At 40.8% G+C, this 24575-nt stretch carries 8 protein-coding genes; all 8 read left to right on the top strand.

What is annotated here, in order from left to right; translation table 11 throughout:
• The first annotated feature begins 367 nt into the window (after positions 1-367).
• The 8 genes from AC27N8_RS21965 (at position 368) to AC27N8_RS21930 (ending at position 24575) form a co-directional block, all read left to right on the top strand.
• Positions 368-2587: a Druantia anti-phage system protein DruA gene (locus AC27N8_RS21965; RefSeq protein ID WP_487069537.1), complete on the top strand. Its 2220-nt coding sequence runs from the start codon at positions 368-370 to the stop codon at positions 2585-2587.
• Positions 2568-4208 carry a hypothetical protein gene (locus AC27N8_RS21960; RefSeq protein WP_487069536.1) on the top strand — a complete coding sequence of 547 codons (1641 nt, stop codon included), beginning with the start codon at positions 2568-2570 and terminating at the stop codon, positions 4206-4208. Before AC27N8_RS21965 ends, AC27N8_RS21960 begins: the two co-directional genes overlap by 20 nt.
• Positions 4205-5641 (top strand): hypothetical protein, encoded by a 1437-nt coding sequence (locus AC27N8_RS21955; protein ID WP_487069535.1) that lies wholly within the window; start codon positions 4205-4207, stop codon positions 5639-5641. The genes AC27N8_RS21960 and AC27N8_RS21955 overlap by 4 nt, the downstream gene beginning before the upstream one ends.
• Entirely contained in the window at positions 5641-10203 is a 4563-nt protein-coding gene (locus tag AC27N8_RS21950; RefSeq protein WP_487069534.1) for a DNA translocase FtsK, read from the top strand. Before AC27N8_RS21955 ends, AC27N8_RS21950 begins: the two co-directional genes overlap by 1 nt.
• 203 nt (positions 10204-10406) lie before the next feature.
• Positions 10407-15839 carry a Zn-binding domain-containing protein gene (locus AC27N8_RS21945; protein ID WP_487069533.1) on the top strand — a complete coding sequence of 1811 codons (5433 nt, stop codon included), beginning with the start codon at positions 10407-10409 and terminating at the stop codon, positions 15837-15839.
• 974 nt (positions 15840-16813) lie between these two features.
• On the top strand, positions 16814-18412 hold the full coding sequence (locus AC27N8_RS21940) for a hypothetical protein (RefSeq protein ID WP_487069532.1): 1599 nt from the start codon (positions 16814-16816) through the stop codon (positions 18410-18412).
• Positions 18412-19872 carry a hypothetical protein gene (locus AC27N8_RS21935; protein WP_487069531.1) on the top strand — a complete coding sequence of 487 codons (1461 nt, stop codon included), beginning with the start codon at positions 18412-18414 and terminating at the stop codon, positions 19870-19872. Before AC27N8_RS21940 ends, AC27N8_RS21935 begins: the two co-directional genes overlap by 1 nt.
• 8 nt (positions 19873-19880) lie before the next feature.
• A complete protein-coding gene (locus AC27N8_RS21930; RefSeq protein ID WP_487069530.1) occupies positions 19881-24575 on the top strand; it encodes a DNA translocase FtsK in 4695 nt (1564 codons plus the stop codon).

Raw genomic sequence — 24575 nt, 5'->3', positions numbered from 1 at the left:
GATGATACCTGTGTATCCATCAAGAAAGAGAATTGGCTATTAAAAATCAAGGACATGTGGGTCAGTACACGTTGTGTCTAGTATTTCTCTTGACTCTCAACACGCTTTGTTATATTGTTTGTTCTTGATAAGAAACGCACAGAGCTAGACCCTTGATTGAGATAAGAGGTATCACATCTTCTATTGGAGTGAATAAATTGGGAGGCAAGTTAAGGAATTTAATCATGGCAAAAGAAATATAGTACCTACTAAAGTTGCCTTTATAACAATGTATAGAAGGTAATGACCTACTCATTGTCAAGAAGCTAACGCTAATACATTACTACTTAGCAAAACGATAAAAATTGCGAAGAGGATACGACTCTCCATGGTATCAGTTGAACGACATGAGTTTTGGACTAATGAAGTTGGTCCATTTGTAAGCGAGCTTAAAAATCTCTATGATAACCTTAAAACAGTTATTAACGTAAAAGAGTCACAATCAGTGATTGAAAATCATATTGTTGATTTTGAACATAGATATCCAGAAGGTCGCGAGAAAACCGAGCATCTTCAATTTGTGTTGCGTATCAAAGCATATTTACATGTCCTCCGGGATCTCTTGCGGCAAGGATGGGCTTGCTATTGTGAATTCGACAAAATATATCTTTCACCGCCAGATTGGGAAGAAATAGTTCATGGTGATGCAAAAATCAAAGAACAAAAAGAAACTATACGTCAATCTTTAAGTATTGAACGTAATGCTCAATTTAATAAAGACTCATTACGACAATTTATTGCATATATGGAAAAAACTCATGAGTTTCACAAACAGCCTATATCTATACGTTGTCTCTACGCCGATGGCGAGTCTCTTGCAACGGATCTAAAAAGAATTCTCACTATTGATGAAAAGCAAGCGCAGATGCAAGCAATCCAAGATGTTATAAAACCATACCTACAATTGGTGAACCCAAACGATAGATGCGATCATACTGGTTTTCTTCTGAATGAGATATGGCGATATTTTCGATATACGTGGTCGATTCCATATAACTCTACACCTGGCCGCAACATGTTTTATCTGGTGCGTGATGCTGCACGGCCGTATCATCCAGTAATAGGAATTGCAGGCCTTGGCAGTAGCATGGTTCAATTGACGAAGCGAGATGAGGAGATTGGATGGACGGCGAATGCGATGTTCAAACGTATTGAAGCCAAGACGTTCACGGAAGAAGAGGCTCAAGCTATTGTTCATATGATTCAAACGACCATTCAAGAAGGTATTGGTGATGTGTTCATCGATGATTTAGTTGATGAGAATGAAATCCGTTTTCCGACTGAGGAAACCCTTGCAAAATTAAAAAACATGATACAGGATGCTCGCAAGGAAAGACAAACTATATTACAAAAAAAGCAGAAGCAGATGGGCACGCAACCCCAAGAAAAAGCCCAGACTCAGCCGCAGAAGAAGAAATCATATGCGCAAGACGGCCAGCCAGGGTTGTTTGGCAATGAGCAGGCTTTTACTCAATTGGACGAAACTATTGAAGAGAAAAGTAGCGAGCAATTTGATTTGGATGCAGAAGGATCTCTTTTTCGTTCCAAGCGAGCTGCTGTTTTATATACGCTGCTTAGCACACGTCGAATTCTTGCACGCGAAAAAAGTCATCTGGGATCAGTTGAAGGTCTGCGCGCTTTCATTCAAAAAGCTGATGGTCGACAAGTTATTCAAAATGTAGTTCGCGAAAATAAGAAGCGAAAAGTTGGCATTAACATGATGGATATTATTATTTGCGGAGCTGTTCCTCCATACACTTATCTTTTAGGGGGGAAGCTTGTTGCCATGTTAATAGCAAGTCCACAAGTGATCAGGGATTATAAGCATAAGTATTCGGAACAAGAAAGCCATATTGCTTCTCTTATGAAAGGAAGTAAAGTCTATAGAGATCAAAATCTTGTATTTTTAGGTACTACAAGCCTGTATAATAGCGGTAGTAGTCAATATAACCGTATTTCTATTCCCATTCCTCAAAAGTCCACTCATCTTCGCTATATTAATTATGGAAGAACGCTGGGATATGGATCTATTCATTTTTCGAGTCAGACGATGAAAGCACTGACGAACCTACAAACAACGATGGACCAAGCAACATTTATTAATAATCGCTTCGGAGAAGGGGTTAATCCAAAAATGAGACGTGTTCGGTCAGGACTTTCAGATATCTGTATTCCTAATGGTTCTGAGTTCTTAAACAATCGCTCCAAACGCATCATTTATGGTATTCCCTTGGGGGCAACTGCATACGAGTTTTTGCGCAGCGAGACGAATGATCCTTCCTATTTTTTTGATCCAACATCTAATGAACAGGTTATCAATGGGACCTTCTACATTATCAACTTTTGGAAGCAACGATGGTTCATGATGAGGATACATAATGAGCAGATGCTCGATGCAGTTGCTTCTTTCAAAAAGGAGTCAGTCCTCTTATCGCAAGAAATTGTTACGCTTGATGAGATGGATGAACTAGCTACTGGACAACAAAATTATGGTGAGCACCGAGACATTGACAGGGAGATCCAGCAATATGCCTTATTCGAAGCCTAAACTGAGGAAACCTTCCAATTCTTTTGATCATATTGTGGACTTTTATCGTGGGCCTCTGGCTATCTCGGAAAGAAGGGGTATAGTCGAACATAGTGTTCTTCATATATCAACTTCTCTTGAGGAATATCTCTGTGAATGGATTAGAAACGGTCTTGATATTATTCTCACGGGAAATTCTGGAGACGGAAAAACACACCTTCTTTCTACATTAGAACAGCAAGGAAAACTTGAAGGATGCTATGTTGAGAAGGACGCAAGTCAGGTTTCTACGGAACAACTACTACAGAAGTGGCATGAGGAAAGACAAAAAAAACATGTAAGTGTTATTGCCATCAATCACGCGCCGCTTCAGCGTGCCATCATGCTTGCTCCTGCGTATTCAACACTGTGCTATCTAACAGATATCGCAGATGATATTGTTCATACTTTTTACTCATATGATAAACCAATGAGTTTACAGCCATCCATAGTTGTAATTGATCTTGGCCAACGTGATATTTTGACTTCTGCCTTTCTCACAGAAGTGCTTAAAAAAATGAATATTACTATTACAAAAAATTCTTGCACGGTTTGCCCGGCAGGATTGTGTCCTGTAGAATATAATGCTCTTGCACTATCCCATCCGCAAGTTGTTAACAATTTGCTCTCGCTGTTAAGTCTTGTTACTCATCGTGGGTTTCATGCGACAATGAGAGATCTTTTGAGTTTTGTTGCCTATATCCTTACAGGAGGAATAACATGTACACACCGGTGGCAAGACAATACAGAGGAAAGTAATTCTCAACCAAAGTTTGATGAATATATTTATTACAACCTCATATTTACTGGAGAAGGTCAACTCTTTGACGCTATTCGCACAACTTTTGATCCGGCACTCTATCCAGATCCGCGTAGTGATGCTCTCCTATGGGAAGGTGAAATCAGAACTCATTGGCTCATTTCCGCATACCCATTGGTAACTCCTCCAGACCTCCAATCATTTCGCGCCTTGAAGCGCCGTTACTTTTTTGAGCATGACCACCCTACCGAAGGCATGTTGAAACAACTTTTGCCAACAAGCGCACTTTTTTTTGATGCGTTCATCCAAGGGACCGTAGACGATGGTAGTACTATTGAAGAACTCATTTTTCTTATAAATTGTTTTTATGTTTCACCACATCTTGACTTTGTTCCGGATCTCCATACTTCTCTACGATTATGGCATACACATCGATATTCCATTGGACATCATTTAGGTACAATGGCAATGCATTCACTTCCTGCAAATGCGTTTAAGATTATACGTCCTCATATTGTACCTTATCTTGATGGGGCGTTCCAAATACATCAAGATCATATTTTGTTTGGTCTATTCCACGATAATCACTCTCGGGTTCAACTTCGAGTTGATTGGCCTCTCTATCAGGCATTATTAGCTGGATGTCATGGTCTTCCTTTTCCTCTACAACCATTTTCTATTCGGCATAAACTTGCGACTTTTCTGATGAATCTTACAATATATACACAGCATCAACAACCCATCGAAACGATTGAGTGGTATGACTATCAACGCCATACGCCCACTATTGTACGTGTAAATAGAGTCACTAAACAATATGAAAAGAAAAGAAAGTGGCGATGAATTTCGAACGTGATTTTTTTGATTCTCTCATCGATAGAACACTCTTTTACAGTCCCAAAATAGAAATAAAACCTGTTCATGTTGCTAATGGTTTTTTTCGAGCGCTCTGTAGACAATATACTCACGCACCACGTTTTCATACTACACTCCGATCGGTATACAATGACCCTTCAAAGAAAAACGATGACATTGCAGGGTTGCTTTATTCACTCTTCGCCATAGACCATACAGTCTATGGATCACCATCATATTCTTGTTATACTTCGAGTCATATCACTCATCTCACAAGCGATAATCATGATCGAAGGACAGGCGAGTGGCTTGCAGCCATTATTACACATGACCAACGAAGTGTTCCCGGTTTAGCGAGAGATGTGTTAAGAACACTTTTATCACAAGAGGATGATGAGTTATCTTTATTGTCACTCCCTCTGATGCAACCGAAGTATTATTCTCAACATCTATTTCATTCGCGCATTGTTGATACCTCCCCTGAGAGCTTGGGAATGGATGAGTATGGAACTTTTAATGATCCCTTAGTTATGGCGCTGCGTAAGGGTTTTGATTCACTTGCTGCGCATGCAAAGAAACAAACATATATCAACAAACTCGAAACGTTGAGAAGATTCGTTTTATGGGGATGTTTCTCTATCTATCTTCATCTTGCTAATAGCGGCAGAATTTATGGGGATCAACGCCTTCCGTTATTGTGTACTTTTGGCCGAGATTCCTCAGCACCATTGCAAGAAGCGAGTATTCAGTCATATCAGTGGGTTGCTCGTTCTATCGATAATTTCTTTCGAAAAAGATTTTCTGTACAAGTTACCCTGTTGGCGAGAGAAAAACCTGATCAATGGGAAACTGACGAAAATGTGGAACAATTCATCAACACTATGATCTGGAAATCTCAGCACAATAGTATGCAGCAGGATATCGAACGACTTGCCTACTATGTGCCACAGTGTATGTATCTCTATTCGTGTTATCGTAAGGACCCCTCTTATTCATCCCCACATAGTGCGTTTGCTCAAGCCATTACAGATATGATTGATTTAGTCTTTAGCTCGAGTCCAGCAGATGTTGCTCGTGCATTAGGAGTTCGTATTGGCTTGTTGACAACTTCACGGCAACATATGAAAAAAGCCTATGAACCAGAGCCAGAACTCTTAGAACTTCTCCTTCTTGCCACAATTCCACCAGATACAGAATGGACGCTTGATCAATTAGCAACATGTTGGGCTGAACATTATGGACTGGTATTTGGAGTTCTTGAGACAGATAATGCTATGCTAGATCAATGGGGAATTCGCCCGATCGATGGCGTAAGTTTACATTACAATACCCAATCTCTCATTGAAATACTCACTGCGAGCGGCCATATTCGCCATTATTCAGATGGAGTCATAATGGTTTCTACGAAAGGAAATTGCTAATGCCATTAGAAGTCTTCACTGCTCAAGCTATTGCGACTGCGCTTCTCCAACGTATCGAAAAGGGCAGCATCAGATTTGGGCTCATTGTTTGTAACGTTCCTCCATTTGACGCTTCCACTCTTGCTATTGCCTTGCACAAAATGATTGCTCAAAAAAGAATTAGTGTGGCTATTGTCGGTTTTCCTCATTTTGATTCAAATGAGGAAGTCGCAACGACTATTGAGCAAGCAATATCTTGGCGGAACGATATAACTAGAACGCAACCGTTGATAGTCTTCTTACAAGAATACAATACGCAAGAAAAAGTGCATTCCTTGGAGTTCTTCGAGGTTTTTGAGGATTTTCATCTTTGTGTCGCTTTGTGTATACAAGGAATGAAAAGCACAGACCTACCAACGAGATTATTTTGGGAAACGCTTAAAAAATATGTTACAAATAAAACAATCCCCCTTATTGCGCTGCAGTTGTTATCTTTTCAAGAAAAGATAAAGCAAGGGACTTCCTATGGAGAAGCTCTACCACATCTAGGACTTTTAAGAGATATCGACTTGTTATCAGTACTTTATGATCATAATATGTTATTCAAACGCCTTAAAGAGAACTATGATGTGGTTCAAAAAATACATTCACTTGATAAAAAAGAGCGCCACTCACTTATTCGAGCCTCACAAAAATATGATAAGGATATTCAAACACTACATCTCTTACAGAGATATCTGCATCACTCTCAGCAACATACCTTTTTTAATCTCACCTTTCAAGATATTTGTCGCTTGTTTGAGTATCTTTTATCTTCCGAGGCTGTCGTTTCTTCGCGCAAGGTTAACCAGTTATCTCCTTCTGATAAAGAAAACCTAGACCCTCAACTTGGGAGCCAATCTCCAGTCCCTCGCCTAAAAATCTCTCAAAATTTTCAATATTCTCACAATGTACCTAAAACGTCTCAAGATGCTTACCAGAACTTGGTTGCGGATCTCCTCCCTAGAGATGTATTAAAAGAAGACAGAGAACAATTTATTTACAATCAAGAACCGCAAGAAATAGTTATATTTGAAACAATTATGAAGACTTGGTTACAGCCATATCTATGGGGCGGAATAATACATATACAAGGACAAGAATGTCATCATAATATAGCTGGTTATGAACCTAATACAGACCAATTTTCTGCATTCTACGCATTTGGTCAGCAAGGATGCCCACAAAACTTTTCATCAGCCAAATATCCCTCTTTCGATGCGCTCATTGGAATGGTCGAACAAATTGTCTATCCAGTGGAATATAAACAATACTCATTAATACAAGCGTTTTTCTCTTTATGGAATATTCGTGCTTCCCTACTGCAAGAGCCAGATATATTTAGTGTTACTTCGAATTCACATCAGCTAACACTATCGCTTGAATTACGCATAAAACACTACTTACAAGCGTACGAGGCATTTTCGCGGTACCTTTATCGCACATTTTTTATTGTTGGAAATCAAAACCAAGAGGATATCATCGATCATTTGATTGCTTCCTTTCTGGCTTTAGATACAATTATCCTAGATGATTCTGAATGTAAGACTGTCGTATTTACTCCTCTTCACCCACGTGTGCTTACGCAGCGTCTTGCTATAACACAAGCACTATCCTTGGAAGAAACAATGGATGATAAGAAACAGTATGCATTACGAGAATACTTGGAGCTGATGACTAGTTTAGTCAATCCTATACTGTTTCATTCATATATGTTTCAGAACTCTAGTCACAGTGAATGGCTGGATTGTACCTATGCATCAGAAGAATACACCGATCTTTCATTAAGAGGTTATATCCAAGTCTACAGTTCATCTCCACGAAAACGAGGATCTGTTGGGGGAAACGAACAGCTTGTGTTTATTTTCCAAAAGTTTTTGGCGTTCTTTCCACCTGCCCGTTTAGGGCTCATCCTTGTTGTTATTAATCCTCCGTCTATTACTATACTTATGCGTTCTCTTGCCATACTCTGTTTTCCTAATCGTGACGTTCAGATGACTCTTCAAGGGCTTCATCTTCATATTTACTATACAGAAGAGCCTCATGAAAAAAATGAGATGTGGTTTTTTGAAAAAGGAGAATTACAAGATCTGTTTCGCACAAATCATTTGTGGACTCTTCATATAGAATATTCTGTAATGACCTATGCAAATATTTGTGCATGTATTCAGGAACAAGGACACGTACATCTCACTATACTTTATCAATCGATTCAGCAAAAGCCACAGACGATTACGCTTTCCCCGAACGAGGGGGCGTCTCCCATTAAGAGAATGTCTTTTCGTCTACTTTACGATCCTGTGAAAAACGTTAAAAGATGTATATTCTATTCTTTTGATGAAAATGATCGTCACTATACATTATTGCGTAATGCCCTATGTCGAGAGCAGGAACTAAATATAAAAGGGGTAGAATATCAAAGAAATCAGCCAGATAAAGCTATAAAAATACTAACTCAATATACACAATGGCTTGTGTTTGTTGATCCTCCTATGTACACTCCTCCTATTGTACCTGAAAGTGTATGCCTTATGAGGCAACTTACAACACACCATGTATTATCCATCTATACATCTCGTAACCTTTTATCATATATACATTTCCTCGAAGAAAGTAAAGAGCACCTACAAGAGGTCCTGAGTGATGTATGTTCGTTCTTCCCTCAAGGCATTCTCAGTCTCATTGATTATCTCCCTACCAAAGAATGTGATGCAACCCATGACATACAGCAAAAAGACATGATGCAGCTTTTTCATCGTTTCCAACAAATTGCCAGGTGGTATAGGCGAAAGCATTCACAGGCAATTTTTTTACCTTTGAATAATTCCCTCTTTGAAAAATGGTTTCCACTCTCTCATACTATTTTCCCGCCTTCAACTATGTGCATGTTGGTTCTATGGCATCAACACACGACATTTCATTGTGACATTATCGTCATGTATTCAACAACATCAAGCCCATCCAGGGAAGAGATTCAGTATGACCTCACCCAAGGAGAAACTTTTGCCTCGGCAATAAGTGAACTCTTTCAACCAGATGATAATGAATCGGTTCTTCTGACGATAAAAAAAGATATCTTCAAAAAGGCACTTACAAATACCATTTATCTTCAAGATGGGTTGCAAAACGATCAAGAGGTGCATAAAGATTGGGAAGGAAAAATGCAGTGGGTCACAGTTATTAATGAGCTCTTCTCATCATATACACCACTGATTCGATTGCGAAGTGCATGGGTGGAGGGTCAAGAGCCATTTAAATCAGTTGTTATACATCCCTTGGGAGGTAAATATTACTCATATGAAGAAATGCGCTTTCTACAATCGAGTAAGCGTATACAGTACCGACAAAGCCAGGAGGATAACGAAGCAATAGAGACTAATTCGCCTCGCAGAACGTACTCTTCTATCCAAAACCAATCCGCCCTCTCTACTTCTCAAAATGATGGTAATGTGCCGAAACTCATGCTAGAAACACAAGCTAATCAGTTATATCAAACTTTGTTGGATTATGGAGTACAAATTCAACAAATCGATCTCACACAAGTCAACATCACGCCTCGTTTTATAAGGTTCCATACCACAACCGTTCCACCAACGCAGGTCTCTACCATCCAATCGCTCGTTTACGATATTGCACGCTCATTACAACTTCCTGCAATCCCCATCGTTCAACAATACAGTGAAGAGCAAAATGTTAGTATAGATATTCCGAGAAGCCAATCGGATTCTTTTCTGTATCCGCCAACTAACGAACATGATAATGTACAACAGCCTTACCAAGTTTTGATCCCCATTGGGCAAGAAAGTACAGGCATACCTGTCTCTCTCAATCTTTTCAAACATCCTCATATTGGCTTCGCAAGCATATTCGAAGAAGAAATATACACTATTCTAAGCAATATAGTGGGCAGCGCGGCCAGCGAATATACATCAGGTATACTAAAACCTTATATTCTAGACACAAGAGGTATGATGGGATTCCCCTTTGCTTCATTTTCTAATACTACTTATCTTACAGATCCATCAATTATAGAAGAACAGATACGGGGTCTCTTCTCTACTATTCAACAAGAACTTGAACACCGCAGGCATATATTAGGTAATTCGCAGTGCCCAAACAACATTGAGTGGAATCGCCGATATCCAACAAATATCTTGCCCCATTTATTACTTATTATCTATGATTTGGCTGACCTCTCCTTACATCTTTCCTCCGAGCATTTCCTAAAGGTAACCCAACAACTTAAAAGTATTCACTCATATGGCCAAGCCGTAGGTATTCATTTATTTTGTGCAACCCTTACTCCAACTGCCCCTCTTTTTCTTGCCTTAGCACAGCATCCTCTATCGTCGCTACTTGTGGGGAAACTGTCTTCAACTACAGAGTCATATAGACTTCTCGGCTATAGAGGAGCGGAACATCTCCTTGGCGACGGTGATCTATTTGTCCGGTGGAATGGAAAACCTGGCCTCCGTCGGCTGCAAGGTTTCCCTCTTTTCTGTAGAAATCCTATCATGCAGCGTGAAAAAGGAATGCAAGGCTAATAAGCCTGAAAAAAGCTTTTCTGAACCTTCATATCATTGTTATTGACATCCGTTTTTTTATACTTTACAATGGAATGAATTTCATTGCTTAAATGGAAAGTCAAAAAATATTTAATATCATCGATATCATTTTGTACTTTTAGAACTTGTATTATTCTAATGGCTATTGATGCACCATATCGGCGCTAATTTTGGAGCACCATATGCAATTGACTCCCAGCCAGGCGTTTGATCATATCAAAGAATCTGTGACTGAGTACTTCGAAACGGCCTATAAGATCTCCCACCAATCTGTGTTTGAAGAGCGTGGGGAAATGTTACGTCAAAGGGGAACCATTGCTCAGGCTCCTTTTATTGAAGCTACACCTGCATTTCCGACAGGCCATAAGTTGATTGATCTAGAACGGCACTATTCTCAGATTATTCCCTCCGGTCTTTCAGAATTGGTACAACACGGCGTTCCGGTTGATCGATTTGCTCTCTATACTCATCAAGAACAATCACTGCTGGCTACTTTTGGTAATCAGCCCAATCTATTAGTTGCTACGGGGACGGGTTCAGGAAAGACGGAGAGCTTTTTGCTCCCCATATTAGCAGATATATTGAATGAGGCATATACTTGGCAACCTACAAAGGGACCACAACAACGAGGACGTTACGATGCGCAAAATAACATGTGGCTGCATTCTCGTCGTCATGAAACGCGTCCCCCTGCTATCAGAGGTATTATTTTATATCCGATGAATGCTCTTGTTAATGATCAGCTCTCGCGCCTGCGTCGAATTCTTGCACGCGGAACATCTCCTGGGTGGCAACGCCTCAATCTCAATGGAAATGTTATCCACTTTGGTATGTACACCGGTCTTACATCCCCAACAGGACATTGGACTGATAAATGGAGACGAACAAAGTATAGTGAATATTTTCAGAAAATCGAGGATGATTGGCATACATTGCGCGAAGATCTCCGAGATACAGGAAACTGGCCTAGGCCAGATAGTCCCGAAATGCTCTGCCGCTGGGATATGCAAGCATCTCCTCCAGATATTGTCGTTACCAATTATTCTATGCTCGAATATATGCTTATTCGTCCGATAGAGCACCCTATTTTTGAACGGACGCGAGAATGGCTTGAAACTACGCCAGGGGCACGATTGACGCTAGTTCTCGATGAAGCGCATACCTATACTGGAGCAAAAGGAACGGAAGTTGCACACCTTGTTCGTCGACTCAAAGAACGCCTTGGGATCTCCCCCGGCTCAACGAAATTTCGTGCTATTGCCACCACTGCATCGGTTCCGATTGAAGCAAAAGACCAACTTCTTACCTTTACTTCGGATCTCTTTGGAGAAGATGTACGCAGCTTTTCATTGATAGGTGTTGATGCAAAATCACGCATAATACCAAATTATCAACCGACACGTACAGCCCTCCAAGCATTTGAATGTTTTCACAATACCTTTAACATTCAACAGCCATTCCCTGCTATTGACCAACTCGCTCAGGATTTAGACTTGGGCACTGTTGACCACACAGAAGAACCTCTAGTCGTATTACATTCTTTGCTCAAACACAACCCAAATATCTTATGGGTACGGCATAGAACAGCTCGCCATGCAACCCTTTTGGACGCCTTATCGCAAGAGTGTTGGGGAGAGATAGGTACGCCGGGGCAACGAGAGCGGGCGACTGCTGGATTGCTTGCTGCGGGAAGCTTTGCACGCCCTTCGGCATCACCTGATACTCCTCCTCTTCTTTCAATGCGGGTACATGGCTTTTTCCGGGGGATTCCAGGCTTTTGGGCATGCATGGATCCTGAATGTAGCGTAGTTGACCCTCGTTTCCGAGGTGAGGATATCCTTCCTCGCCCAATTGGCAAACTCTATACAGATCCACGTCCTTGGTGCGAATGTGGAGCATGTGTTTTAGAGGTATTCACATGTCGTCACTGTGGTCTTTTATTTTTAGGAGGCATACCAGATACTATTCAAGGAAGCCTCTGGCCTTGGAGTGACGACCTGCGTGGAGAACGACAGGATCTTTCGCAATTCCGCATATTTGGTGTTGAGCATCCACATCCAGAATATCCTGTGGATCATAGATCTATACGTACCACATTGCCGATTCATCCGCAAGACATATATGCTCGACCCGTTTATGAAATTGAACCGGCAAAAGAAAAGGATAAGGTAATTAGTCCTTATCCTACCCAATGTCCACGATGCCAGAACTATCGTGCTCCCGAGCATAATGGGCGTGAAATCATTGAACCATTACGTACAAAAGGAACAAAAGCGTTTTCTATTATTGCGGAGGATGGTTTTCGTGTTCAGTCTCGTATGACGCATGGTGAGCCACCAAATCACGGTCGAAAAGCGCTTCTTTTCACCGACTCTCGATTGGAAGCGGCACAACTTGCCGCTGATTTGCGTAACGATCACCATAATGATATTTTTCGGCAATTGTTATATCGAGTTCTGTGTTCTTGCTCAAAATGTCATGGCACTGGAAAAGTCAAGCAGAAAGCTATGTATGTTATTGGTCAAGAAGAAATAAGTAGTGAGCTTGTATCATGCCCAGATTGCCATTCGTCAGGTAGAAGTACGCAGCTAACACCATACACCTTTCAAGAACTTCGTTCTCGTGTTATAGATACACAGCTTGAACGAGACATCAATCCAACGAATGGAGGGATTACTGATTTTTTTGATAAACTGCAGATGGGAATTCAATCTTGCTATGATGAGGCTGAGTATGCATTTCACCTTGGTCTCAGGCGCGAACTATCGCAAAGTGAGTTTGCCCTAGAACCACTAGGATTGGCAAGTTGGCGCGTGACATTGCCTGAAACAACTGGTGCTTTCCCATTACTTACTGAGGAGGAAACACAGATCTTTCTCCAATGTGTTGCTCGTATTCTGGCTACTGAACAGATTTTGTTGCCTCCCAAGCCTTTCCAACCCTGGGAATGGCCGGCGAAACTTGTGAAAGATTATGAGAGGAATGTTATTATTCCTGGGCACAGACGTCAAGGTCGTGCGATCCCTTATAATCTTACAAACAGAAGGAAGTTGGGCAGATATGTACGATCTGTGTCTAGGGCTATTCTAAGAGAAGGGCGTTTTAAATATCAAGCCGAAGCTGATAAATGGGTGGATGATCTGTACTGGCCCTTATGGACCGCTCTGACCAAGTTCAAAATTCTCGAATGGGCAGGAGCAAAAATCGGAGCACAAGTACCGTATGGCATTCGAATTGATGCATTTGCACTTTATCCAGTTGGTGATATTGTACAACAATGTATTTCATGTGCTTATATTATGAGCGATAATCTATTTCATGTTTGTTTACGTTGTGGGCAATCTACAAGAGCTCGGTCTCCGCACACGTTAAAAAATTTTTATCGGCGATCGGCGTTGTATGCGCTTCCAGGATCATCAAATGATGATCCTTATCCGCTTCGTGCTATAGAGCATACTGCACAAATTTCCAGCGATGATGCCCGTAATGAAGAACGCTGGTTTCAAGATTTGTTTCACAATAACCAAAATGCTGCAGATTTTCGTATCGACGTTTTATCAGTCACAACAACGATGGAAATGGGCATCGATATCGGTAGTTTACTCAGTGTTGGGTTACGTAATGTGCCTCCGACAGTTGCTAACTACCAACAGAGAGCAGGTAGGGCTGGACGTCGAGGAAGTGCCATTGCAACCGTATTGACTTTTGCACAATTTCGTAGCCATGATCAATATTATTTCGATCGACCACCAGAAATCGTAAGTCAGGCACCTCGTGTTCCTGCCCTTTATCTCAATAATAGTGTTATTGCAAGACGACATGTTCGGTCGCTTGTGCTTCAAGAATTTTTTCATAATTTCTATAGAGGGAAACAGCTTTCCGGACTCTTTGGATCCTGGGGCACTATTACCGATTTTATTAGATTTCATGGCCAAGATGCATTTCGACGCTATCTCGCTACTCATCGATCTCCCTTGCTCGTGCGTAGCGCGACCATTGTGCAAAGTGAGGTTGCGGGTAAGTTACCAGAATGGATAAATGCGTTAGCTGGTGAAATCGATGCTATTGTGGAGCGGTCAGATCCGAAGGATGATATGCTTGAGCAACTTATTCAAGGTGGCTACCTTCCCAAGTATGCATTTCCAGTTGATGTTGTAGGACTCTCAATTCCCTCTCTTCAATCAAATCCGTGGGTAGGGGAGTCCTCTGACTCCGAAGCGATGCAACGTGATTTAAAAATCGCGCTTTCTGAATACGCGCCGGGAGCAGAGATCATTCGAGGTGAGTTCCCAAACACATACATTTACCGTAGCGCTGGCGTGTATAGCCCGTTTGATCGATCTCCTAGCTATGCACCAACAGGATTGCTCATAGAATGTATGGATTGTCAATCCGTTTCTCTTCTAGATGCGAATGATCTGGTTCCAGATCAATGCGAGGAATGTGGAAGTTGGAGTGTGTCTCCTTTACCATACCTACATCCTGCAGGATTTACTGTTGATGCGTCTCTTCCCGATTTTGGCCGAGTACTTTATGAGGGCGGAGGAAGGGAACGAGCAGGAACAACCCTTCCTGCTAAATTACTCATTGGCCAAACATCTTTCAGCACCGGTATCTCCCAGGAATCATTTGCCCCTAGGTTGTTTGTGCATGTACGCTCAGGCGAATTATTTAGCTGTAACAAAGGACCGCATACTGATTTTCCTGGATTTCTTATTTGTCCAACATGTGGACGATGGCTCGATGAGATGGAAGAACCAGGACCACATACATATCCAGCAAACATTCCTCCTCATGCTGGGAAAAGCAGAGGACCACGTGCAGGCGATCGCTGCCCGAATACGACATCCTTTCACAATCAGGTCATCTTGGGTTATAAATTTTTTTCAGAGGTTATACTCCTTGGCGTTGATTTGCCTCACATGATGGATGCTCCTTTTCGTGAACCATCAGGCAAAGCTATCTGGTACTCCTTTGGCACGTTGGTTGCGAATGCTGCAGCACTTGTTCTCCAAATTGATCCTGGCGAACTTAAGGTTGGAGTGCGTGCCGTACGACGTGATATACATACTGTCCATGCAGAGATCTTTTTATATGACGATGTACCTGGAGGTGCGGGATATGCTCATGCTATTGAACATAATCTGCAGGAAATTTTGCAGAAAGCATTAGCCCTTGGAGATTCCTGCGAAAACCTCTCCTGTGGAGGAGCATGTTATCATTGCATGTTTGATTATCGCAATCAAATGCTGCATCCTTTACTGGATCGCGAACTCGGCGCTGTTATCTTGCGCTACATTCTACATGGTATCATTCCACAACTCAATGCCCTCCATGTTGAGCAATGTGTTGTGTCGTTTGCTGAATTTGCCCGCTCTCACTGGAATATTGCACCTGGGGAAACTGTCGGCTCAGTTCACTTTTCTTGCATGCTCGAAGAGAAAAAAACAGGGATACGCGTTGGATTGTGGGTTATCCATCCTCTCCAATCTCGGCCAACGCCAGAAGAAAAGCGAGCTATTTTTGCACAAAGTGGTATATACAGTGCAGTACATACATTATTTGATCTTGAACATCGTCCGTTTTGGGTTCTGAACAACCTGGTGATGCCATGAATAATAACGTTGTGGTACTATGGTTGATTGACTTGGAAAAACTGTGGCCTTTATAGGGAGTCTACTACTGCCCGTAGGGCCAATCATACTTGAGATTATCTACTTCTGTTTATCCAAATCATATATCGACGAATATAGTAGAGCAAATTATGGAAGAAATGCAACGCTGTTTTGCAGAAAAATTGCTATTCAGAATGCAGAAAAAGTAGTACATTCTTGAGAACAATGGTTACACGAAGCTAAATGTCTATTTTACCTTTTTTATAACATTTAAATTTTAGATGTGTTAATATATAAAGAAGAGAAATAAGTTTGTTATATAGGATTATGTAAATAAAAAACCCTCCTTGATCATGTTGTCGAATTCAACATTATTATTTAATTACACGATGGACAATTTATAGAAATAGATTTATCTTCTAGGGCACTATACCGAGAAAAACTTAAAAGTTTGTAAGTTAATCCCCTTAATGAAGGATTACAATCTGTTGAATACATATGGCGATCCATAGTTTTTCATCTATAGAATAAATTACTTTCCTCGTGTATGTTGACATGTATATCAGTATTTTAGATATGTATAACGGATAAGAAGAAAAAATATCTTGGGTAAGTAATAACTTGGAAAGAAGATACTACTATCTTATATAATTGGATATGTGAATCAGAGAGAGGGGATAATTTGTCGTTTTCATTATCTTTCAATAGATGTTCCCATATGCACTTTACTTTTCTTTCGAATCATGTTACACATATGTGCACAGTACTCATAGGCATTTATTATTAATTATGTATACCGAAATTGTAAAGTTGAACAGAGCATTTTTGTGGCGCGACCGTATTTCATAATACTAAGACGAAGCAATTTATTGGGTTTCTCATACAACTACATGGTATAGATTCGAAACCAGTTAATATAGCTTGCACCTTACGGGTAAGAAATAACTAGTTTCAATGTATAAGAGGGAAAAGACATGAGTACATCTTCATTGACAAGAATCACTAATTTTTATAATGGTTATCAATCAGTAGCTGAACGTATGGATAGCATCACGCTTCGCGAAATGCATATACCCACACCACTTGACGGCGAAATTGAACAATGGCTTCAAGACAAACGTGATATTATCTTGACTGGAAATCCAGGTGATGGAAAAACGCATCTCATTCAGATGGTAAAAGAGACAATTCAGTCAGAAATCGTTATTCAGAAAGATGCAAGTCAAAAAAGCGTCGAGATAATCTTGGAACAGTGGCAATCGGCAAAAAAAGAAGGTTCTCCTTTTCTTATTGCGATTAACCATGCTCCTCTCAGAAGCTTAGCGACTCTTGCACATAATTACCCTGAAATAGAGTATCTGACTGATATGCATAATGAAATAGATAGAACTATATACTACAATGAAAAACCACCCAATGCATTGCAAAAAACAATTGTCGTTGATCTGAATCAGCGCGAAACTCTAAATGAAACAATTGTTGATGCTGTTGTACAAAATTTCTGTGAACAGATTCTTGCAAATCCATGTACTGACTGTCCATCGGGACATTGTCCTGTTGAATATAATGCTAAAGCGCTTTCCACATCCGGGATTCTCAAAAATCTCAAAGAAATTTTTACCTTAGTTTCTAGGAGAGGTTTTCATGCAACCATGCGCGATCTCCTCGGTCTTTTCTCCTACATTTTGACTGGAAATCAATCCTGCGCAGTACGTTGGCAACAGACGCCTGAGAATATCCCCCCATCTTTTGATGATTTTACCTATTATAATTTATTGTTTCGAGGAAGGAATAGACTTTTCGATGCTATTCGGCTTACTTTTGATCCTGCTGATTATTCTGACCCGGAAAGTGATCAGGCTCTGTGGATGGGCACCATCCAAGATAGCTGGAGAATTTTCGATCCTCCTATTGTACCTCCTGACAATTTGATAACGCTGAGACTACTCAAAAGACGCTACTTTTTCGAACATGACCATTCTACGTCAGAGCTATTAAAGCGCATGCTTCCATCGACGGAACGAGGCTTTAATGCCTTGCTGGAAAGTGAAATAGACGATCCCGGCGAAGTGGAAAAATTGGTGGAGATGATCAATCTTCTGTATGCCCCTGTACGTCCGAGCCAGCACACCGATCAGTCATACCGGCTCCGTTTATGGAACAGTCATCGGTATTCAGCTGGAAGTACTCCGGGTTTTTTTGCTATGCGGTCCATCCCTTCAGATAAATTGATGTTGTACTATCCTAAAGCTAATCCTCTTATTGCGAAGGCCCTCCCAATTCAAAAAGATCATGTCTTGTTAGGAGTTCGCGATTGGAAATTAGGAGACCCAGCATTAAAGATAGATTGGCCAATGTATCAAGCACTCGCTGCGGCCAGTAATGGGACGCCAATTGATGTTCAACCATTTCATTTTTTACGTCGCCTCGATCTTTTCCTCCGTAGCCTTGGACCTGACGCAGGAGGACCTCGTCATGTAGAAAATATTGAATGGAGTGATCATCGATCACGATCAACGGTTACAGTTCGAGTGAATAGAGCACAGTTAAGTTATGGACAGGAGAAACGGTAATGAGCAATCCTGAAACGATGATTTTTGAAAAGGTTTTTTTCGATGAAATCATAGATCGAACGCTTTTCTATAGCCCCAAAATTGAAATTAAGCCTGTCCATCTAGCCAACGGATTGTTTCGTGCCGTATGTGGTAAGTATGCACAAGCCCCCTATCAGCATCAAACTATCTATATAAAAGGTGATCAAGTGGTCAACGATGTTGATGAGCAGATCCGTGAGGTCTTACACACACTTGTCTCAGTAGATAGTTCTGTCTATAAAACAGCAAACACATCAAGCTACACTTTAAGTCATGCTAGCCATATTACAACTGATAATCATGATAGAAAAACTGGTGAATGGCTTTTAGCTGTGCTCTCACATGATGAAGGCGAAGGTCCAAGCCCAGCTCTGCATTTACTACGCGAACTCTTACTTCAAGATACTCGTCAGTGCAGTGATGAGATTTCTGTGCTGAGCCTTCCATTAACAAAACCTGGAAAAATCACTTATAAAGAATTTATACCCCGTATAGATGAGGCATCCCCTAATAGTCTTGATGTTGATGAAAATGGTCATTTTCGTGATCCTTTTCTCTATTCTATTCGTAAAGGTTTCGATTTGTTAGCTCTGCACGACGCTACAAACGGAAAATTTGGAGGAAAACTTGATACTTTGCGGCGCTTGGCTATCTGGGGATGTTTTGCAATCTATCTTCATCTAACTAATAGTGGAAATACAGAACGAACTAAACGTTTACCTATCCTTTTTTCCATGCTAGAGTCGTCCATTTCAACTTTGCAAGAAGCAAGTGTCCAATCGCATCAATGGATGGGTCGTTCTATTGATAATTTTCTTCGCTATCATATTCATAAGACAGTGGATGATCTCGCTAAGACAAAGCGTTACGGTTCATGGGACACACAGCAAGATATTGAATATCTGATTCAAAAGATGGAGTGGAAGAAAGGGGGTCAGGGCGGCCAAAATGAAGATCGACGCATGCGTTATGGGCCAAACTGTCTTCAATACTTTCATAGCTATCTTAATGATACAGCCCACCAATCACACTTAGAAGCTTTTGCTAATGCGGCGGCTGATATGATCGATCAGATCCTATCATCAACACCACGGGGTTTCGCTTATGGGCTTGGCCGAAAAATTGGCTTACTATCCAAGTACAAGCAAAGAACCCTTTATAAACCAATACCTGATCTTCTGGATGTGCTTCTACGAGCAACTATCCCAAAACAGACACAATGGACTATTACCGACCTTGCTCGCTATTGGGCAAAAAACTACGGTATCCTTTTTGGAGCACTTGGGGATGAGAATGAGCAATTGAGTGAATGGGGCATTAGTGCAGTTGATGGTTCAGAGTTTTTTGCAAATACACATGCATTAGAAGATATGTTAGAAATGAGTGGATATGCACGTCGGTATGCTGATGGAATAGTACTTGTTTCTGTACGGGAGTAATAAATAATATGCAAAGAGAAAACATTACAGCACATCTCATCGTAGCAGCTTTACATATATACATTACAGAGCATGCAGTAAATTTCGGAGTGGTTGCTCACAACCTTCCCTTATTTGAACCACAGATATTGTATAGAGAATTTGAACCATTTCTTATACAAGACAACTTGCGATTAGCTCTGGTTGGTTTTCCACACTTTACCATAGAGAACACCACACATCTTGTTACACGAATTGAAGATGCGATTGCATGGAGAAATGATCCCGACATTACCTCTCCTATTATTGTTATTTTAAATCCTCAGAATCAACAAGAAAAGGTCCATTCACTTGAATTGTTTCATACATTTGAGGATGCTGACTTAAAATTTTATGTCTACTCATTGGGACAACAATATGGCACTGTACATCAAAAAATACTATGGAAAGTGCTCGCGCTCTCTCAAATAACAAAACAGATTCCACTGGTTGCTAGTCAAGTTATCGCGTATTACGAGGCAATAACTAGTAGCACAAATATAGGGGATGCTCTTCCTCATCTTGGGTTGTTGCGTGACTCTAGTATTAGCGAGTATATTAGCGATGCACCAGAGCGCTTGATAGAACGCTTGAAAGAAAATCGCAAGCAAGTGCAAGATCTTCTTTCGCTTGAGAAAAAAGAGTATCGATCACTCGCACGCGCATTTGAAAGTGATAAAGCAGCTCAGCATCAACAGACATTTATTCACATTCAAGCATTTTCTCAGAATCCCAATAGAGAAAACCTTGAAAAACTCACACTTGATGAGGTAAAAGCTCTCTTTCAAGCACCCAAGGTTCCAACAAGACCAGGAGTCAAGAAGGGGAAAGCGGGGCCAAGTGTCACATCATCGGTGACTATTAATGAATTTCTTGTAGAACAATTTCTTACTGATGAGCAAGATCTTGATACAGGTGATATAGATGCGTTGCAGGATTTTGTGCAACAGCGAATTGTTCAATTTCGAGAGGACCCTTCCTCCACAGAAGCGTTTTCTGATAGATTGGATTCTGAAATTTCATCAACTCCACTTTTATATCAGGAACAAAATTTTGATTTTCCTCTTCCGTTGCAAAAAGAAATGAAGCATCCTCTTGAAGATCTCATGCGTCAATGGGTACAAACTAATCATTGGGGAGGGATACTTGGAAAGGATCCATTTATTGAGTCAGAAGCAAGTATCCAACAAATATTCGATGATGCAAAAGCGCAAGTGCTGCAATTTACTCCGAATACACCCTTTGAAGATAAAGATAATCTCGATAAACACGAAAGTCTGTCAAGTCTTTTCAGTAAGCTTGATGCATTTCTTAATATAGCAGAGACGCCTGAAGAAAAACTGGAATATCTATTTCAAAAATTACATCATATACGTTCTGAGCTTGCATGTAATCGCATTCTCTTCCTGTATGAACCAATGCTAGCAAATAAAAGTGATGAACTGTTTGCATCCGTAGAACGCTACTTACAAACATATGATAACCTTGCTCATAAATTACAAGCCATTTATGCGAAGGCTTCAGAAAGTTTCCATGATACAATCGAGCGGGCTACAGCACTTTTTCTTGCTCTTGATACGGTTATCATTGATCGGCTTGGCAAAGAAGCTGTCATTGTAACATCTCTTCACCCCTTACACCTCTGGAAATGGGCTGAGCTTACTCATCTTTTACAAAGAGACAGGGAAGAACTGAGTCAAACTGAGCAAACAGCGATTATTCAAGCATCAGCACGGCTTCCTACCATTCTCAATACATTCCTTTTAAATTCTAAGATGTTTTATCCCGAACGGAATCTTACAGAAAGTCAGAGTCGACTTGTGCTTGCTGGAGAAATAAGCAACAGTCGCAATGAATCTGCCATCGGCATTCCTTATTACGAACCCATCGTGCAACAAGGAAGCAGTACGGATGGGTTGGAATATATACCAGATCTCATCCAGCAATTTTTGGCACTCTATCCAGCCTCTCGATTGGGACTCGTTGTTACACTGATTGATCCTCCTGTATTACTTCCGATTTTTAAGTCGCTCTCGTCGTTATATCTCAACGAACAAATACCCAAAGTCCATGGTGTGCGTATTCATGTTTATAGAACAGATGAACAAGCGATTGCTTATGATCTCTGGACTCTGGAGGATAACGAGGCATTGACCTTGTTCCGGCAAAATCCGCGATGGACTTTTGAAATTGATCTCTTGCACACGAATTACTCAAGTATCAGTGCAGATATCCAAAAGAACCATTGTCACCTCACAATACTTTGTGATCCTTCGAATGCTATTGCCCAGCCAGCATTGCGAATGTCTCAGGAGAAACCAAACCCTTTCGTCATCCCGATGCAAGTGTCCTATGATCCAATCAGTGATGCTGTACGTTTTGTTCATACACCGACAAGCGGGATATTTGAAGCGTATATGAATGTGCGAACTGCGTTGACAGGGGAGTTAATGCAGCGAACATTCGGCTTAGGTAGCAAACAAATTATTAAAGATGAGGATCTCAAAGCACTGGTGGAACATAGTCAATGGCTCATCGTCATTGATAGGTCTCATGGAACATTGCAATTATCAAATATTGGCCAACGATTGGCATGGTTTTCTGCAGGCTCAAGAACTCTTTCTGTCTATTCGCGCGATATAACACGTTGGCAGCTTCATCTTAATGATCATCTTGCGTCCCTTTCAGTCTCCATAGACTTTGATGTGATACAACAACATCTTATTGATATTCTAGCTATTTTTCCCAACGGACTTCTCTCAACAGTTGCCAGTCCCCCTGACGATGAAGGAGAGGTAGGTCACCAAGCACTCCTTCCACAGAGCGTTGAAAAGTTACTTAGTCTTGTTACTACTCTCCACTGGTATCGTCAACAACATCCAGCAATTGTGTTTTTTAATCTTGATCTTAATCATTTTGCTGATTGGTTTGGTGATAAAAAATCGCCTCAGACAAATACCATTGATTATTTCGCAGCATGTTACTTTGAGCAAGAGATAATACACGTTGATATGCTTGCAATCTCATCTGCATCTGCGGTACTCCCTTCCTTGTATGAGGATGAGCCACATCTTGCATGGTTAGAACAATTTGCTAAAACATTTGAAAGATTATTCGATCCTAATGAAGACACGTCGTTGACAGGACCAATGCGACGCGAAAAAATACGAGAAGTATTGAGTAGGGTCATCTTTGGGCCATCATCATTTTCCATTACTTCTGAACAAAGAATACAAAGAACGAACAACAAAGCGGAGTGGACAAAAGTGATCAATAGTCTTTTTTCACAATATCGGCCAAAAATTCGAGTTAGGAGTATAAAAGTTGCTCTTCGATCTTCTGAAGTGCAAAGTATAGAACGGCTGAATCTAGATGCTTATCCAGGTGATGTTATCATTCTTCCTAGTTCGCTTCTACAAACAGCGCTGGCGTCTGTCCCAGAAACACTATCGGATACTTCGATAGTCGCTGATGAATCATTTGACGGAATACCCCTCTCCCATGGTCGAGCACAACCAACATTAGTTCCTACAATTATAGAAAATAATCCTTATTCATCTATCGACAACGATGGGGATAGTACATTCGAGCAAGAAGATATCAAGCATCAAGCAGCTGAATTACGACAAAAGCTCATGAGTTATAATATTGCCATTACTGAGGTTAACATTGAGAAAACCCAAATTGGACCCAAAATCATTCGCTATTGGGTTCGACTCAAGCCACCTGCAGGGCGCCTAAGTGAGGTGCAAAAATATGCAGTAGACTTAGCAAGAGAATTGCATAGCAGGCATGTTCCATTAATAGATAACATTCCTGGAGAGCCCTATATTGGCATTGATTTAGCTCGTGCTCATCCCCAAAACGTACCATTTGAACCAGCACTTAGAAAACTTTCTAGCAAGCAAGGTAATCAATTACTAATTCCGTTAGGAGTGAATCCTGCAGGGGAAGATATCACACGCGATCTTGCACAGATTCCTCATCTTCTAGTTGCTGGTTCGACAAATAGTGGTAAAACAACGTTTTTATCCACCCTTATTGTCAGTTTGGCATTCCATCATCTTGCTAGCTCTTTAGAATTGGTCCTTATAGATCCAAAACAAACTGACTTCGGAATATTCCGTTTCTTGCCACACTTGTGGGGAGATAAAGTGTATTACGGTTTGGATGAAGCCCTTGATGTACTGAATAAGCTAATCGGCCCTGAAAAAGAACGGAGAACACAACTCTTGCGGGAGACGGATTATCGGGACATCATTGATTATAACAGTGATCACTTAGAAAAACAACTGGCTAGAATCGTTGTCGTTGTTGATGAGTTTGCGCAAATAATTCTCTCACTAAAAAGAAATGAACGGGAAGTTTTTGAACATCAAATCCATCAGCTCGCCTCCGAAGGTCGTTCTGTAGGTATTCATCTTATCATTGCAACACAGAGACCAACAACAGATATTATTACAGGCAATATTAAAGCAAATATTACCGGTCGTATATCCTTTAGCCTGCCCTCGGCAAGCGATTCACGGACCATTTTGGAATCATCTGGTGCAGAACATCTATTTGGGCAAGGGGATATGCTTGCTTCTCTCAACAATGAGGGAACGCAAAGACTTCAGGGTTATTTTGCCTCTAGTAAAGATATCAAGCTACTTGCAAAAGAATATAAAAAGGAGGACAGATAA

The sequence above is a fragment of the Dictyobacter sp. Z7_2 genome, from assembly GCF_057551105.1.
This window is presented reverse-complemented; position numbering and strand designations above follow the sequence as displayed.